Origin of the sequence: Nocardiopsis ansamitocini (assembly GCF_030268225.1) — a bacterium.
GTDB lineage: Bacteria > Actinomycetota > Actinomycetes > Streptosporangiales > Streptosporangiaceae > Nocardiopsis_D > Nocardiopsis_D ansamitocini.
Genome location: NZ_BSQG01000001.1, coordinates 926,576 through 941,723, shown reverse-complemented (window position 1 = coordinate 941,723; position 15,148 = coordinate 926,576). Strand labels below are relative to the sequence as shown.

At 68.2% G+C, this 15,148-nt stretch carries 12 protein-coding genes; 7 read left to right on the top strand and 5 right to left on the bottom strand.

What is annotated here, in order from left to right:
* Positions 1 to 36: 36 nt before the first annotated feature.
* Together QSJ59_RS04240 and QSJ59_RS04235 are read right to left on the bottom strand one after the other, a co-directional pair.
* A complete protein-coding gene (locus QSJ59_RS04240; protein WP_285757350.1) occupies positions 37 to 975 on the bottom strand; it encodes a 3-methyladenine DNA glycosylase in 939 nt (312 codons plus the stop codon).
* A 70-nt stretch (positions 976 to 1,045) separates the two neighbouring features.
* Complete coding sequence (locus QSJ59_RS04235; RefSeq protein WP_285757349.1) at positions 1,046 to 1,462, bottom strand: DUF4234 domain-containing protein; 417 nt, start codon at positions 1,460 to 1,462, stop codon at positions 1,046 to 1,048.
* Positions 1,463 to 1,837: 375 nt separating this feature from the next.
* Here QSJ59_RS04235 and QSJ59_RS04230 point away from each other — a divergent pair, with 375 nt between their 5' ends.
* From QSJ59_RS04230 to QSJ59_RS04220, 3 genes are all read left to right on the top strand, one after another.
* The gene (locus QSJ59_RS04230) at positions 1,838 to 2,551 is read left to right on the top strand and encodes an OmpA family protein (protein WP_285757348.1); all 714 of its coding nucleotides are present in this window, start codon (positions 1,838 to 1,840) and stop codon (positions 2,549 to 2,551) included.
* Between the two features lie 109 nt (positions 2,552 to 2,660).
* The gene (locus QSJ59_RS04225; RefSeq protein WP_285757347.1) at positions 2,661 to 3,653 is read left to right on the top strand and encodes an aldo/keto reductase; all 993 of its coding nucleotides are present in this window, start codon (positions 2,661 to 2,663) and stop codon (positions 3,651 to 3,653) included.
* Between the two features lie 234 nt (positions 3,654 to 3,887).
* Positions 3,888 to 4,091: a cold-shock protein gene (locus QSJ59_RS04220; RefSeq protein ID WP_285757346.1), complete on the top strand. Its 204-nt coding sequence runs from the start codon at positions 3,888 to 3,890 to the stop codon at positions 4,089 to 4,091.
* 97 nt (positions 4,092 to 4,188) lie between these two features.
* Here the strand turns inward: QSJ59_RS04220 and QSJ59_RS04215 are convergent, their stop codons facing one another.
* The gene (locus QSJ59_RS04215) at positions 4,189 to 5,943 is read right to left on the bottom strand and encodes a hypothetical protein (RefSeq protein WP_285757345.1); all 1,755 of its coding nucleotides are present in this window, start codon (positions 5,941 to 5,943) and stop codon (positions 4,189 to 4,191) included.
* A 188-nt stretch (positions 5,944 to 6,131) separates the two neighbouring features.
* Positions 6,132 to 7,730: a D-alanyl-D-alanine carboxypeptidase/D-alanyl-D-alanine endopeptidase gene (gene dacB / locus QSJ59_RS04210; protein WP_285757344.1), complete on the bottom strand. Its 1,599-nt coding sequence runs from the start codon at positions 7,728 to 7,730 to the stop codon at positions 6,132 to 6,134.
* A 255-nt stretch (positions 7,731 to 7,985) separates the two neighbouring features.
* Here dacB and QSJ59_RS04205 point away from each other — a divergent pair, with 255 nt between their 5' ends.
* A complete protein-coding gene (locus QSJ59_RS04205; protein ID WP_285757343.1) occupies positions 7,986 to 9,410 on the top strand; it encodes an aldehyde dehydrogenase family protein in 1,425 nt (474 codons plus the stop codon).
* A 45-nt stretch (positions 9,411 to 9,455) separates the two neighbouring features.
* On the opposite strand, the gene QSJ59_RS04200 is transcribed toward QSJ59_RS04205, so the two are convergent.
* Positions 9,456 to 10,541 carry a trypsin-like serine peptidase gene (locus QSJ59_RS04200; RefSeq protein ID WP_285757342.1) on the bottom strand — a complete coding sequence of 362 codons (1,086 nt, stop codon included), beginning with the start codon at positions 10,539 to 10,541 and terminating at the stop codon, positions 9,456 to 9,458.
* Between the two features lie 193 nt (positions 10,542 to 10,734).
* Between QSJ59_RS04200 and dxr the strand changes: the two genes are divergently transcribed.
* The 3 genes from dxr (at position 10,735) to ispG (ending at position 14,666) form a co-directional block, all read left to right on the top strand.
* Positions 10,735 to 11,973, top strand: coding sequence for a 1-deoxy-D-xylulose-5-phosphate reductoisomerase (gene dxr, locus QSJ59_RS04195; protein ID WP_432707434.1), 1,239 nt, complete (start codon positions 10,735 to 10,737; stop codon positions 11,971 to 11,973).
* A 9-nt stretch (positions 11,974 to 11,982) separates the two neighbouring features.
* Positions 11,983 to 13,338, top strand: a complete 1,356-nt coding sequence (locus QSJ59_RS04190) for a M50 family metallopeptidase (RefSeq protein WP_285757340.1) — start codon at positions 11,983 to 11,985, stop codon at positions 13,336 to 13,338.
* Positions 13,339 to 13,508: 170 nt separating this feature from the next.
* Entirely contained in the window at positions 13,509 to 14,666 is a 1,158-nt protein-coding gene (gene ispG, locus QSJ59_RS04185) for a flavodoxin-dependent (E)-4-hydroxy-3-methylbut-2-enyl-diphosphate synthase (RefSeq protein ID WP_285757339.1), read from the top strand.
* Positions 14,667 to 15,148 lie beyond the last annotated feature (482 nt).

Below are 15,148 nucleotides of genomic sequence, written 5' to 3'. Positions count from 1 at the left end.
CCCTGTCGACGACGTGTCCCGCCACCGGCCCGGCCATCAGGTGTCGAGGACCGCGCTCTGCGCCTCGGCCAGGACCTCGCACACGTCGAGCAGCCGCCGCCGCAGTTCCTGGCCTCGCTCGCTGAAGGACCGCTGCATCGCGGTGTACTCCGCCTTGCCTTCGGGGGTCTCGATCGCTATCGGGGTGTAGCCGTGGCCGCTCAGGTCGTAGGGAGAGGCGCGCATGTCGAGTTCGCGCACGTCCCGGGCCAGCGCGAAACAGTCCAGGACCAGTTCGCCGGGCACCGCCGGTGCGAGTTTGTAGGCCCACTTGTAGCAGTCCATGGTTGCGTGCAGGCAGCCCGGCTGCTCAAGGGAGGTCTGGGACTCGCGGGTGGGCTGCAACCGGTTGTGCGGGCGGGCCTCCGGGGTGAAGAAGCGGAAGGCGTCGAAGTGCGAGCACCGGATGCGGTGTGATTCCACGACGCGGTCGGTTCCTTCCGGGCCCAGCCGGAGAGGAAGAGCGGAGTGCCGTAGCTGGTCGGGCGACGATCGGTAGACCATGGCCCACTCATGGAGACCGAAACAGCCGAAATTGGCGCTGCGGCCCGCGGTCGCGGTCAGGAGCGCCGTGACGAACTCCAGGGCCCGTCCTCGGTCGGTCGCGAACGCCGCGGTGTCCAGTTCCACCCCGCTGACGGTTGTGCCGGACGAGTCGGTACCGGTCGAATGCCGGTACCAGCGACCGAAGGCGTCGCCGATCTCTGCGCCTTGCAGGAGTACGCCGGGACCCGGATGCCAACGACGCAGCTGTGCGGGTTTGTGGCTGTAGTAGGTGAAGAGGAAGGTCTCCACCGGACGGGTCGACTCGCGCTGGGCGTTGGTGACGAAGGAGTCGGCCCGCGCCGCGTGCTGCGCCGCCCGCTCACGCCACTCCTGCTCGCTGAGGACGACACGGGGCGCGGGGGGAGTCGGGAATGGGGTGCCGGTCTGCATAACGACTCAAGCGTAGGTGCCCCTGCCTCGGCCAGGGGCACCCGGGCGCGGGTGAACCGATCCCGGCGTGTCAGGCGCCGTTGGCGTGCCAGACCTTGTTCAACTGTGACTGGTAGTAGAGCGGGGTCAGCCCGAAGACGAACATCAACAGGATGCCGATGCCGCCGGAGGCGAGGTCGGAGAGGCCGGCGAGCCCTTGGGCCTTGGCGATGCGTCCACCGGTGTTCAGCACCGATACGAACGGGGGGACCACGATGAAGCTGCCCAGGGTGACGGCGAACAGGCAGACCCCGGGGGAGACCTCGACGGCCTCGGGGGCGAAGTCCCATAGTTCCCGGTCCCCGCTGTAGTGCCAGACGAGGGAGTAGATCCCGAAGGTGATGATCGACAGCAGCCACACGGAAACGGGGCCGCGCACCTTGCCCAGGGGGTGGCGAATGGGCCCGGAGGCCGCTTGCCGCTGGTCACCGGGATGCGGGCCGCTCATGGAGGACCCCTCGGGCGGGGGATGTCCGAAGCCGTGGGCCGGCGACGCAGCTGATCGCAGGGAGGCCATCGCGGGGTTTCAATCACGAAAAAAAGTGATTCGAACCCCGGGTGGAACTCGTCGCCCACTGTGTGGCAACTCGGCATGTGATTGATGTCACGCTAGATTGTTTCGTGGGGCCGAAATGCCGGGTGATAGCGGGAGAGGGCGGACGGAAAGAAGAAAAAGGTGTTGGTCGCCGGGGTTGACAAAACATTCGGATTTAAATAGGGACAACCATTTTTTGGGAGATGTCTTATGGGGGGAAGCCGGGTTCCTAACCTCGGTCCTGTGGCAGGAAGAGAACAGCACAGGCGACGGTGTAGGCAGCGGCGAGTGACCCTGGCATACGCGGGACGGTTCGGGATACCTGATGCCGTTGTGCCGGTCCGTGAGACGCAACGTGCGGTGGGGCGACGCACGGGAATCATCACCTTTCCGCTCGTGGGAGTGCTCCTGCTCGGGGTGTTCGCGCTCGCCACGGTCCTGCTTCCGATCCAGACCCCTGGCGGGGTCACCGCGATCCTTGTGGGGGAGCAGGAGCGTACGGACGAGCCGTCCCCGTCCATTGCGCCCAAGGAGTCCGTCGAGGAGCCGACCGTGTCGGACCCGGTCACGGCCACCGTGCTCTTCCCCCACGACCAGAGCCGGCTCACCCCCCAGGCGATCGCCGGACTGGATGACTTCGTGGCGGCCACCGTGGAGGCGGCGGCAGAAGGCGGCGCCCGTATCCAGGTGGAGGGTTTCGGCGATTCCACGGGGTCGGACCAGGTGAACGACCAGGTCACTCTGGCACGGGCCGAACGCGTGGAGTCCTATCTGCGGACCGCGCTGCCGGTGGAGGGCGCGGACGGGGTGGAATCCGTCGACTACGTGGTCAAGGGGCACGGCGCCCGCAAGCCCGTGGGCGACAACGACACCGAGGAGGGGCGGGCGAAGAACCGCCGCGTCGAACTGGTCGCGGAATTCTCGTTGCCGGGAGAGGCGGACTCCCCGGCAACGGAAGCCGCTGCTTCTCCCGGGCCGGTGGAAGAAGACAAGAAGTCCTGAGCAGATGCGACCTGGGCGGCCGTCCCGGTTTGCCGGTGGGGGCGACCGGGAAGTGAGGAGCCCTGTGGGCGGCTGGTCCAGCCCCGTTCGACGAGCAACGGAGGAGCGCATGCGCAAGCGGACACTCGGCGGTCAGGGGCTGGAAGTCTCCGAACAGGGGCTCGGCTGCATGGGGATGACGTTCGCCTACGGGCAGCGCGACGACGCCGAGTCGGTGCGCGCCGTGCATCGTGCGCTCGACCTCGGGATCGATTTCTTCGACACCGCCGACATGTACGGACCGTGGAGCAATGAGACGCTGCTGGCCAAGGCGCTGAAAGGGCGGCGCGGCGAAGTCGTGATCGCCTCCAAGTTCGGCAACGGGGTGGATGCGGACGGGGCGCTCACCGGCAAGGTCAACGGCCGGCCCGACTACCTCCGCCGGGCGCTGGACGGGTCGCTGAGCAGGCTCGGCACCGACCGGATCGACCTCTACTACCAGCACCGGGTCGATCCGGACGTCCCGGTCGAGGAGACCTGGGGCGCGCTCGCCGACCTCGTTGCCGAGGGGAAGGTGCGCTACCTCGGCATCTCCGAGGCCGCCCCCGGGACCATCCGCCGCGCGCACGCGGTGCACCCGGTCACGGCGCTACAGAGCGAGTACTCCCTCTTCACCCGGGACGTCGAGGACGACGAAGTGCTGGACACCGTCCGCGAGCTGGGGATCGGCTTCGTCGCCTACAGCCCGTTGGGGCGGGGGTTCCTGTCCGGGACGATCCGCAGTCTCGACGACCTCGCCGAGGACGACTGGCGACGCAGGGCCCCGCGGTTCCAAGGGGAGAACTTCGCCAGGAATCTCGACGTCGTGGACCGGGTCAACGAGCTGGCCGCGGCCAAGGCGGTCGCCCCGTCCCAGCTCGCCCTGGCCTGGGTACTGGCCCAGGGGCCCGACATCGTGGCCATCCCCGGCACCAAGCGCGCCGCTTACGTGGAGGAGAACGCGGGAGCCTCCAACGTCACTCTCACCCCCGGTGACCTGGCGGCTATCGAGGAGGTCGCCCCTGCGGGCGTGACCGCGGGGGAGCGCTACGCCCCCCATGCCATGCGCTTCGTCCGTCGCTGAGAGCCGGGCCGAAGACCGTTGCCCGGGGCGCGCCGAGAACAGGGCTGTGCGCGCCCCGGGAGTGTGTGATAGTGTCGTGACCAGTTGTTAGTCGTTAATTTCGCAGTTGATGGTTCTTGTGATCGCCCGCGGAGTTGTTGGCCGGCGGGCGTTTTCTTTTCGGGAAACGGCTCGCGGCAACTTACGGATGCACTTCAGTAGGTATCCGTGTAGTCGATTGCTGAAGGAGAAAACATGGCTCAGGGAACCGTTAAGTGGTTCAACGGCGAAAAGGGCTTCGGCTTCATTTCCCCCGACGACGGTGGGCCCGACGCGTTCGTGCACTACAGCGCGATCTCCGGCTCTGGTTTCCGTAACCTGGAGGAGAACCAGCGCGTGGAGTTCGACATCACCGCTGGCCAGAAGGGCCCGCAGGCGGAGAACGTCTACCCGCTGTAGGTTTCGAACCGGCCACGACTTCTTCGAGTCGCGCGTCGCGGGCCCCATGGACTTCCGAGTCCGTGGGGCTTTTGTCGTTTCCGGACAGCTCCCCGTGTCAGTTGCTGCTGTGCACCGGCAGGTGCCGGCCCAGATAGCCGATGTAGATACGCCCGGTGCGACCCGGTGCGAGATCCGCGTAGTAGTAGAGCCGGGGGCAGATCCCGTACTCCGCGTCGAGCTTGATGTGGGCGAACATCGGAAGCACCCCGTCCGGATGCACCTGGTCGGGGACTTTGAACGTGCGCTTCTCCGCGTACTTGTCCCTGGTCTGCACGGTGTCGCTCTCGTGCGCGGCCAGCCGCTTCACAGGGATTCCATGGAAGCCCTCGGGCGGTTCCCGCAGGTAGTCGTGCAGATTCTTGCCGGCCCCCGGATGAGCCAGCTGGTAGCGGGCGTAGTCGTCGAGGGCTCGCAATGCCTCCCATGCCCGGGTCGCCCACAACCGCTCCTTCTTGTTGCCGCTGAGCTCGCGGACGTCGTCCTGGTTGTCGTCGATCGTGAAGTACAGGTGCGGGAACGCCGAGGCGTCGGTCATGCGCTCCAGCAATTCCTCGAAGTCACCGGGTGGGCGCTCCCCGGGAGCCACGGGAGCCTTCGCCCCGGCCAGGGCGTACAACCCCGCCTCGCGCAGGCACGTTCGCAACCACGCGTTCTCGTTCATTGCCGCGCGCAGCTCCTCATGGCCCAGGTCGCGTTCTTCCATGGTCTCCGCCAGCTCCGCCAGCAGCCGTTCGCGTTCCTTCTCCAATTCGACGATCCGGACGTCGCGATGCTTGATCTCGCGGGCCGGTGCAGGCCCTGCCCCAGACCATGCCGGTGTCCGTGCGCTGCCCCAGGCCGGAACGGGGCCGCGCCCCGGTCGGGCAGGCGAGGCCGCCCGTCCAGGGCGTATCGACAATTCGGCCTCTTCCTCATTGAGCAGGGAGTCGAGACTGCGCAGTTCCTCGGGGAGCGGTTGCTCCCTGATGGCGTCGCGTACCGCACGAATCAGCGCCGACCCCACCCAGGGGCGGACCCCGTTGCCGCTCCGTGCCCCCTCCAACGTTCGCGCGCTCAACCGGGGGTGGCGCAGGGAATCGTTCGAATTGCTCAGGTCGACCCGGGGGAGGAACGTGCGCAGACCCCCGATCGGGACCCGGAACTCCCTGGGGAGGGCGTCCCCCAGGCGTTGCTGCGCCGCGAGGTCCAGGACGTAGCTGGACTGCATGCCCACCGAGCGGTGCAGTACCCCCGCCATCGTCTGCTGCCAGGCGGCGACGGTCAGATCGGCCGGGACCCCCGACACGATGGTCGCCAGCCGTCGCCGGTCGTCGCGGACAGCGGCAAGCAGTCCCGCCACCGCTGCGTCGTCGTGGCCGTGCACGATCGTGGGTTCCGTGCCCAGTGCAGAGGCACCGTCCCTGCACTCCAACGCCTGCAAGAAGAAGAGTGCGACCCCGGGGGCCGCTGCGTCGAACCTCCGGTCCTCCGGGTTCTGGCCGCCGACATCGGCGGACATGTCGATCCACACCAGGCGGTCGGACATCCGGCCCGGATCCGACACGGCCGTCAGTACGGTCCGCCACGTGATCGCGGCGGGAGCCGATTCGGTGATGAGCCGTAGGAAGCTGATGTGCTCATCGGTGTTGTCATGCCGGACGACCGTGGCGGTCGAGTTGCGGTTCAGCTCGTAGTTGCCCGAACGGGTGAAGGTCACGGTCGGACCGTCCGCCCTGTGCCCGGCCAACCAGTGCGACAGTGTGCGTGTGCTCAGTTCGATGATGTCGTGGCCGGCCGCCACCGAGAAGAGCGTGCGGTAGACGAGCGGCATTCACGACCTCCCATCGGTTGTCGCCGGTTCCGCGGCGCAACCGCTGCGCGGTGGTGGCACCACCGCCTCCAAGGAGGCCGAGCGTAGTCCGGGTTCATCTCGTGAAGAGCTGGCCACCGTTTTTCACCCGTATAAGGTAACTGCCGAAAATCCTCCGTCCGCAACCGGACGTTTTGTGGGAATCGTGCCTAACAGGCACGCGCCCAGCTGCATTCCAGCCGGTCGTTCGGCTGCTGCCCGGGGTGGATCTGTCTGATGGTTCGGGAGGCGTCGCCGACGGTGGGGGCGTCCCTGGCGAAGCGTGCAAGCCGTACGGCGATGGCGTCCTGGACCGGGCGCGGCGCGGCGCCTGTGTGCCCGTTGTCCAATACGACGAACAGCAGAGGTTCGCCACGTTTGCCGGTCACATAGCCCGACAGCGCGCTCACCCCGGTCATCGTCCCGGTCTTGGCGCGGACGTTTCCGGCCGCTGGAGTGCCGCGCATCCGGTTGGTCAGGGTGCCGCCCACCATACGGTCGGGGTCACCCGCGATGGGAAACGAATCGGTCCATGTCTCGAACCACGGCTCGTCCGTTGCCTCCTGGAGCAGGTCGGCCAGAAGTGCGGCCGACAACCGGTTGCCACGGGAGAGACCGGAGCCGTCGGTGAGCTCCAGCCCCAGCCCGGGAGTGTCCAGGCCGATCCGGGTAAGGGCGCGCTCCACCTCGGGGAGCCCCGCAGCCCAGCTCCCCTCGCCGCCGGCTCGGCGTCCTATCGTCTTCACCAGGATTTCGGCGTGGGTGTTGTTGCTCAACTTCATGAAGGGCACCAGGAGTTCGCCCAGCTCGGCGGATTCGTGATGGACCAGTCCGATCAGGTCGGCCGGAGCGGTGCCGGAGACCGGGCTCCCCCCTACCCGTACACCGTTGTCGGCCAGTGCGCGGCGAAACACGTCGAGGGCGTAGCCGGTGGGCTCGTGCACGGTGCGCAACTCGGTGACGGCCCGCCCGCCGAGTGGGAGCCCGCCGCTGACCGCGATCGTGTTGCCGCCCAGGCGGCGGGTGACGGCCAGTTTCCCCCGGCCTCCGGTCGTCGCGGTGTTGTCCACCCTGACGTAGTCGGTTGCGGGGCGCAGCGCCACACCTACGGCCCGGCCGCCACGGGTTCCGGGCGACACCTGCACCTCGACCACGCCTGTGTCCAGATCGGAGTTGGCCGCCACGGTCAGCGCCGACACCTGTGCGGCGTAGTAGTAGGGCTGGTCGCCGGCCTCCCAGCCCGCGCCCAGCCGCGCGTCGTCGAACCAGGTGTCATCGGCGATCAGGTCGCCGGTCACCTCGGTGACGCCGGCGTCAGCGACCTTGGCCGCCAACGCGTCGAACGTCTCGGCGGTCAGGGAGGGATCACCCGTGCCGATCAGGTGCATGTCCCCTTCGATCACGCCGTCGCTGGGAGCTGCGGTCGCCGATACCAGGGTGCTGAAGCGGTAGTCCGCACCCAGGACCTCCAGTGCGGCGGCCGATGTCAGGAGTTTGTTGTTGGAGGCGGGCAACAGGGACGTCTGGGGCTGGTGCTCGTAAAGTACTTCGCCGGTGGCGGCGTTGCGCACCACCACTCCCGAGGTCGCACCGGCCAACAACGGGTCCTTCAGGAGGGCGTCCAGGTCGGTACGCAGGTCGCTGAGACCGTCGGCGGCGGTGGCCGGCGCCGCGCCGACCGCGAGCAGTCCCGCTGTCAGTACGCCCACCAGTGCGGTGCCCCCCGTACGGACAAGGAGCGGGCCGTGGGTTCCCAGAATGGCCGACATGGCATCCTTCTCCCTGATCAGGCGTTTTCCCGCTTGGCAACTTATCTCGTTCGACACCCGAAATCCGCTAAGCGTGACCGTATGGTGGCTCTGTGTTTTATCGGATCGTGTGCACTCCCCGGTTCGCGGCTCGAACGGATCGTCCTCCCGGCCCAATGGTCAGGAGGGGGAGTTGTCCGCGGTGGAGTGTTGCCTCTTGTGTCCTGTCCTGGTTGGACAAGGAAAGGGCGGGGGGCGCGCAGTAGCCTCCAGGGCATGTCTACGCGTCCGTTTTGGCTGGCCGGGGTCGCTGCCGCCGGCGATACCGAGCTCACTGTGACCAACCCTTACACCGGGAGGGTCGCGGGTACCGTCGCGGTTCCCACCCCCGCCCAGATCGAGGCGGCCGTCGCCGCCGCGCATGCCGTCCTCGACGAGGCCGCAGCCCTGCCCGCCCATGTGCGGGCCGAGGCGCTCGCCCACACCTCCCGCCGTCTGGACGAGCGTTCCGAGGAGATCGCCCGGGTCATCACCGCGGAGAGCGGCAAGCCGCTGAAGTGGTCACGCGGCGAGGTGAGCCGCGCTGTCTCGGTGTTTCGCTGGGCGGCCGAGGAAGTCCGCCGCGACAGCGGGCAGATGCAGCGTCTGGACACCGACCCCACAGGGGAAGGGCGCGTCGCGCTGATCCGCCGGGTTCCCAAGGGGGCCGTTCTCGGCATCTCGCCGTTCAACTTCCCGCTCAATCTGGTCGCCCACAAGATCGCTCCGGCGATCGCTGTTGGGGCACCCATCGTCCTCAAGCCCGCTCCGGCCACGCCTATGACGGCGCTGCTGCTCGGTGAGATCCTCGCTGAGACGAACCTCCCCGGCGGGATGGTCTCGGTGCTGCCGATGGCCAACGAGTCGGCCGCGTCACTGCTGACCGACGAGCGGCTTCCGGTCATCTCCTTCACCGGAGGCCAGTTCGGCTGGGAGCTCCAGAAGCGTGCCCCGCACAAGCACGTCACCCTTGAGCTGGGCGGGAACGCCGCGGCCGTGGTCCTGGCCGACGCCGACCTGGACTGGGCGGCCCAGCGCATCGCGCTTTTCGGCAACCACCAGGCGGGACAGGTGTGCATCGGCGTGCAGCGGGTCATCGTCGCCGACGCCGTCTATGACGATTTCGTGGCCAAGCTCGTGGCCCGGGTGGAAGAACTCGTCACCGGGGACCCGGCCGATCCGGCCACCGAGGTCGGACCGCTCATCAACGAGGCAGCCGCGATCCGCGTGGTCGAATGGGTTGAGGAGGCGGTGGCCGACGGGGCGAAGCTGCTGACCGGCGGCCGTCGCGACGGCGTCACGGTGTCCCCAGCGGTGCTGGCCGATGCACCCGCGGACTCGAAGGTGGTACGCGAGGAGATCTTCGGTCCGGTACTGGTGCTCCAGCGCGTCTCCGGTGTGGATGAGGCCTTCGCCCAGGTGAACGACAGTGACTTCGGTCTTCAGGCCGGGGTGTTCACCACTGATCTCCGAGTGGCCTTCCGGGCGCACCGCGAGTTGCAGGTGGGCGGGGTGGTCATCGGCGACGTCCCCGCGTTCCGTGCCGACCAGATGCCCTACGGCGGGGTGAAGAAGTCCGGGGTCGGAAAGGAGGGACTGCGGCCGGCGATGGACGACCTCACCTACGAGCGGGTGATGGTGCTCACCGGGGTCCAACTCTGACATCGGGCCGGTCCCGGAACAGCAGTCCCGGGACCGGCCGCCGGCTCACAGGCCCTGGGCGGCGTTGTACAGCCGTTTCGCGTCATCGCCGAGCCGGGGCCCGTACTGGGTCCTGGAGTCGTTGGCGTACTTGAAGCTGACCACGGAGGTCACCGTTCCGGTGCCGGTGGAGGTGGCGAAGTCCTTGAGCCATGGGCCGCCGCTGGAACCCTGGGTCATGGTGCAGCGCATCCCCGCCCCCTCGGTCCCTTTCTGATCGCGCGCGGTCGCGCCCGAGCAGTAGTAGAGGTGGCGTCCCTTGAAGGAACCGGACGAGGGGTAGCCGAACGAGTACACCCGCGACGCCACGCGCTCGCTGAAACCGATGGGCAACGACCCCGTCCGGTCGGCCACGTGCGCCCCGCCCGAGCCGGTGTTGAGTACGGCCATGCCGAAGTCGTAGCTGTCGTCGGCGTTCTTGGACCACTCCGGTGCGACCAGCATTTCGCGCGCGGAGTACCGGCCGTAGGGTTCCTTGCCGTCGTCGTAGCCGGGAACGAAGATCCAGTTCTTGGCCCAGGAACCCTTGCCGTCCTTGAGGCAGTGCGCCGCCGTGATGACGGTGTCCTTGTTGCGCGAATTGACCACTGCGGCCGAGCAGGTGAAGTCCGCGCCGTCCAATGTGAGGTAGACCTTGCCGGTCCGCTTGACGATCGCGCCACCGGAGGTCCAGCGCTCACCGGTGCTGTTGGCACTCGCGGCCTGCGGGGTGGAACCCTCTTCCACGGGGATCGGGAGAGAGAGCGGAAGGGCCCCGACGACGTCCTGGAGCATCAGGGACCGGGGAACGGCAGAGGCCATCCGTTGGGGGGTCCAGTAGTCCAGCACCGCTTCCTGGGCGCCCTCGCCCACCGCCGCCGACTGGCGCACCACCCCATCGGCAGCAGCGCGTGCGGGGGCGGGGCCGGGGGCGTCGCTGGTGGAGCCCGCCCGTGCCTCGGGGGCGTCCGGCGCGGCCGGGGCCGCAGCGACCTGCGGGGCCGGCTCCGGGACGGGGGCGGCCGGGGCCGTGCTGTCGGCCGGGACGCCGACCATGGCGATGGTGAGCCCGGCGAGGGGGCCAAGGATTTTATGGGCGGCCGACGAAGTCATGGCCGCAATTGTTCCATACTCAGAGTATTCATGACGCTACTTTGAGTTTGGATTCGCCGTGTTCCGGGAACGCCGTTCCTCGGCGCAGGCCGGTACGATCCAGGCAAAGTCACCGGCAGAAGGTGTCCCGCTGGTCGAGGCGCTGGGCCACAATGGGGGCGTGCGTACCGCTCAGTCGCCTGATGAGGCGTCTATCCCAGTGACCGTCCCCTCCTCCGCCCCCCGCGATGTCGTCGTCCTCGGCTCGACGGGGTCGATCGGGACCCAGGCCGTCGACATCGCCCTCGGAGCGCCCGAGCGGTTCCGGGTCGTGGGCCTGGCCGCCGGAGGGTCCCGGCTGGACCTGCTGGTGGACCAGGCGTGCGCACTGGACGTGTCGGTCGTCGCCGTTGCCGACACCGCTCGCGCGGCCGAACTCGGTCGACGTCTCGCTGAGCGGGGCAGCGCGGCCGAAGTACTGGCCGGGCCCGAAGGGGTGGCCGAACTCGCGGCCCGCCCCAGCGACGTCGTCCTCAACGGCATCACCGGCGCGCTCGGGTTGGAGTCGACGCTCGCCACGCTGCGAGCCGGACGGCTGCTGGCGCTGGCCAACAAGGAATCACTCATCGTGGGCGGCCCGCTGGTACGCGCGCTGGCCCGCCCCGGCCAGATCGTCCCGGTCGACTCCGAGCATTTCGCGCTGGCCCAGTGCTTCCCCCGCGTACCCGACGGCGAGCTCACCAGCCTCGCCCAGGGACAGGTCGCCGCCCACCGCTCGGACGTGCGCCGGCTGGTCATCACCGCGAGCGGCGGCCCGTTTCGCGGGCGCAGCGCCGCGGAGCTCGCAGACGTCACCCCGCAGCAGGCACTCAACCACCCCACCTGGAGCATGGGGCCGGTCATCACGATCAACTCCGCGACCCTGATGAACAAGGGGCTGGAGGTCATCGAGGCGCATCTGCTCTTCGACGTTCCCTTCGAGCGGATCGAGGTCGTGGTCCATCCGCAGTCGATCGTGCACTCGATGGTGGAGTTCACCGATGGTTCCACTCTCGCCCAGGCCAGCCCTCCGAGCATGCGCATTCCGATCGCCTACGGGATGGCCTGGCCGGAACGGGTCACCGGGGCCGCCGCGCCGATCGATTGGACCAAGGCCCAGACCTGGACCTTCGAGCCCTTGGACGCAGAGGCGTTTCCCGCGGTGGGTCTGGCCTGCGAGGTAGGGGCCGAGGGGGGGACCGCGCCGGCGGTCTACAACGCCGCCAACGAGGAGGCCGTGGACGCCTTCCTCAAAGGACGCCTCGCCTTCCCCGCGATCGTGGAGACGGTGGCGAAGGTAGTCTCGGAGCATCGGGGCGCACCCGCCGGTGCGGACCTCTCGCTCCCCGATGTCTACGCGGCGGACCATTGGGCCCGCGTCCGAGCCGGAGAACTGATCTCCAGGCGGGGTTGAGGAGACTAGATGGTCGTGTTGATGACAGCGCTCGGGATCGTTCTCATGGTCCTTGGCCTGCTGCTCTCGATCGCCTGGCACGAGCTGGGCCACTTGGCCACGGCCAAGATGTTCGGCATCCGCTGCACCCAGTACATGGTCGGATTCGGCAAGACCCTGTGGTCCACCCACCGTGGTGGCACCGAATACGGGGTCAAATTGGTCCCCCTGGGCGGATACGTGCGCATGGTCGGCATGATGCCGCCCGCCAAGCAGCGCCCCGACACCGGCAAGCCGTTGTCGCGCTGGCGTGCCATGGCAGAGGACGCCCGTGAGGCCTCGGTCGGCGACATCGAGCCGGGCGACGAGGACCGACAGTTCTACCAGCGGGCACCGTGGAAGCGTCTGATCGTCATGTTCGCCGGGCCGGCGATGAACCTCGTCCTCGCCCTGGTGCTCTTCGCCGGGCTCCTGATGGGCGTGGGCATCTACCAGAGCACCACCACCGTAGGATCGGTCCACGAGTGCGTGGTCCCCGCCGCGAGCGCGGACGACTCCTGTCCCGCCGATGCCGAGCCCTCCCCGGCTGCCAAAGCCGGTCTCGAACCCGGAGACCGGATCACCGCCGTCAACGGTGTGGCGACCCCCGACTGGCGTGCCGTCCAGGACGCGATCCGGTCCAACATCGGCCCGGGCACCATCGACGTGGAGCGGGACGGCCAGACGCTGTCGCTGTCCACCGACTTCATCGCCAACGAGGTCGCCAAGACCGACGCCGACGGCAACATCGTGGTCCGGACCGACGCACAGGGCGATCCCGTCCTGGACGACCAGGGACGCCAGGTCCCTGAGACCGTCACGGCGGGTTTCGTCGGTTTCGTGCCGACGTATGAGCGCCAGACCCTCAGCGCAGGCGAGTCGGCGGTCTTCTTCGGTGAGACCACCCTGTCCGTGGGCAAGGCCATCATCACCCTGCCCGCCAAGGTCCCCGGGGTCTTCGAGGCGGCCTTCCTCGGGGCTGAGCGCGCGCCGGACTCCCCGGTGGGCGTCGTCGGGGCGTCGCGCATCGGCGGCGAGATCCTGGCCCTGCCCGCTCCCATGCTGGACCGTGCCGCGATGGTGCTCAACCTCCTGGCCGGTATCAACCTGTTCCTGTTCGCCTTCAACATGGTGCCGATCCTGCCCCTGGACGGCGGGCACATCGCCGGCGCACTGTGGGAGTCCGTTCGCAGGCGATTCGCCAAATTCCTGCGCCGGCCCGACCCCGGTCCGGTGGACGTGGCGCAACTCATGCCGGTCGCCTATGTGGTCGTCGCCTGTTTCCTGTGCTTCAGCCTGCTGTTGCTGATCGCCGATATCGTCAACCCTGTTCGGCTGATGCAGTGACCCGGCGCGCGGTGGTGACCAGTGCGGGTAGCCTTTTCATCGCGGGCGTCGGAGGCGAGAACCCTTGTTTCGAGTCCGCTGTGCCGCGCTTGTGTCGCGGCCGCTCCTACTCCTTAAACTCTCAAGTGACGCCGTCGGGACGCACCCGGCGGCCGGCGAGGTGAAATCGCGTGTCCGTCGATCTTGGAATGCCTGTTGCGCCTCCGCGTCCACTGGCGCCACGGCGCAAGTCGCGGCAGATCATGGTCGGCAACGTCGCCGTCGGCGGCGACGCCCCGGTCTCGGTGCAGTCCATGACCACCACGTTGACCTCTGACATCAACTCCACTCTGCAACAGATCGCGGAGCTCACCGCGTCCGGCTGCCAGATCGTCCGGGTCGCGGTGCCCAGCGCGGACGACGCCGAGGCATTGCCGATCATCGCGCGCAAGTCGCAGATCCCGGTGATCGCCGACATCCACTTCCAGCCCAAGTACGTCTTCGCGGCGATCGAGGCCGGATGCGCCGCCGTGCGGGTCAACCCGGGCAACATTCGCAAGTTCGACGACCAGGTGAAGGAGATCGCCCGTGCCGCGGGCGACACCGGCACCCCTATCCGTATCGGTGTCAACGCCGGATCGTTGGACAAGCGACTGCTGGCCAAATACGGAAAGGCCACGCCCGAGGCGCTGGTGGAATCCGCGCTGTGGGAATGCTCCCTGTTCGAGGAGCACGGGTTCCGCGACATCAAGATCTCGGTCAAGCACAACGACCCGGTCGTCATGATCAACGCCTACCGGCTGCTCGCCCAGAAGTGCGACTACCCCCTGCACCTCGGGGTCACCGAGGCCGGGCCGTCTTTCCAGGGCACGATCAAGTCCTCGGTCGCCTTCGGCGCCCTGCTCGCCGAGGGGATCGGTGACACCATTCGGGTGTCGCTGTCGGCCCCGCCCGCCGAGGAGATCAAGGTCGGCAACCAGATCCTTGAGTCCCTGGGCCTGCGCGAGCGCGGGCTGGAGATCGTGTCCTGCCCCAGTTGCGGACGTGCCCAGGTGGACGTCTACACCCTGGCGGAGGAGGTCACCGCCGGCCTGGAAGGCATGGACGTGCCACTGCGGGTGGCCGTCATGGGCTGTGTGGTCAACGGTCCCGGGGAGGCCCGTGAAGCCGACCTCGGCGTTGCCTCGGGCAACGGCAAGGGCCAGATCTTCGTCAAGGGCGAGGTCATCAAGACCGTTCCCGAGTCCAAGATCGTGGAGACCCTGATCGAGGAGGCCATGCGCATCGCCGAAGAGATGCGCGAGGCCGGCGTGGAGTCGGGCGAGCCGTCGGTCGGCGTGGCCGGCTGACCCCGCCCTCGTCCATGGGGATCGGTGCGCGGGAGAGCGGCGGATATCCGCCAGGGGCGTGTGATCCCGTGGACGAGATTCCTGAGCGGTCAGGATCAACCGCGATCGCCGGGGTGCCGTGAGCCGGAATCCCGTGACAGCGGCAGCCGATCCGCTGTCGGGCATCCGCGGACAGGCGCTGCGCTCCGGCGCCCGCCTCCACGGCAAGCCGTTACTCCCCACCACGAGTCGACCGCACCCGGCGCGATGCCGTCGAAGGAGCGCTGGAGAGACTGCGCTCCAGCGCTCGCTACTCGGGCGGAGCAGGTCGTGGGGTGCGTGCTCGAATGAGGCTACGGCGGTCGGCACATCATCGATGGTCGGTGGCCGTAGCCGGATTCGTTTCCGGCGATGATTTGCCGTGGGCGGACAGGCCGTCGTGTCGCTTCACCGAATGAGCGCTGTTTACGGAGAGAATTCGTCTGATCACGAATCACGTGAAA

What these genes read in the sequence shown, in the direction of transcription:
- QSJ59_RS04240 (WP_285757350.1), bottom strand. Translation starts at nt 975, where the DNA reads ATGCAGACCGGCACCCCATTCCCGACTCCCCCCGCGCCCCGTGTCGTC.
- QSJ59_RS04235 (WP_285757349.1), bottom strand. Translation starts at nt 1,462, where the DNA reads ATGAGCGGCCCGCATCCCGGTGACCAGCGGCAAGCGGCCTCCGGGCCC.
- QSJ59_RS04225 (WP_285757347.1), top strand. Translation starts at nt 2,661, where the DNA reads ATGCGCAAGCGGACACTCGGCGGTCAGGGGCTGGAAGTCTCCGAACAG.
- QSJ59_RS04220 (WP_285757346.1), top strand. Translation starts at nt 3,888, where the DNA reads ATGGCTCAGGGAACCGTTAAGTGGTTCAACGGCGAAAAGGGCTTCGGC.
- QSJ59_RS04215 (WP_285757345.1), bottom strand. Translation starts at nt 5,943, where the DNA reads ATGCCGCTCGTCTACCGCACGCTCTTCTCGGTGGCGGCCGGCCACGAC.
- dacB (WP_285757344.1), bottom strand. Translation starts at nt 7,730, where the DNA reads ATGTCGGCCATTCTGGGAACCCACGGCCCGCTCCTTGTCCGTACGGGG.
- QSJ59_RS04205 (WP_285757343.1), top strand. Translation starts at nt 7,986, where the DNA reads ATGTCTACGCGTCCGTTTTGGCTGGCCGGGGTCGCTGCCGCCGGCGAT.
- QSJ59_RS04200 (WP_285757342.1), bottom strand. Translation starts at nt 10,541, where the DNA reads ATGACTTCGTCGGCCGCCCATAAAATCCTTGGCCCCCTCGCCGGGCTC.
- QSJ59_RS04190 (WP_285757340.1), top strand. Translation starts at nt 11,983, where the DNA reads ATGGTCGTGTTGATGACAGCGCTCGGGATCGTTCTCATGGTCCTTGGC.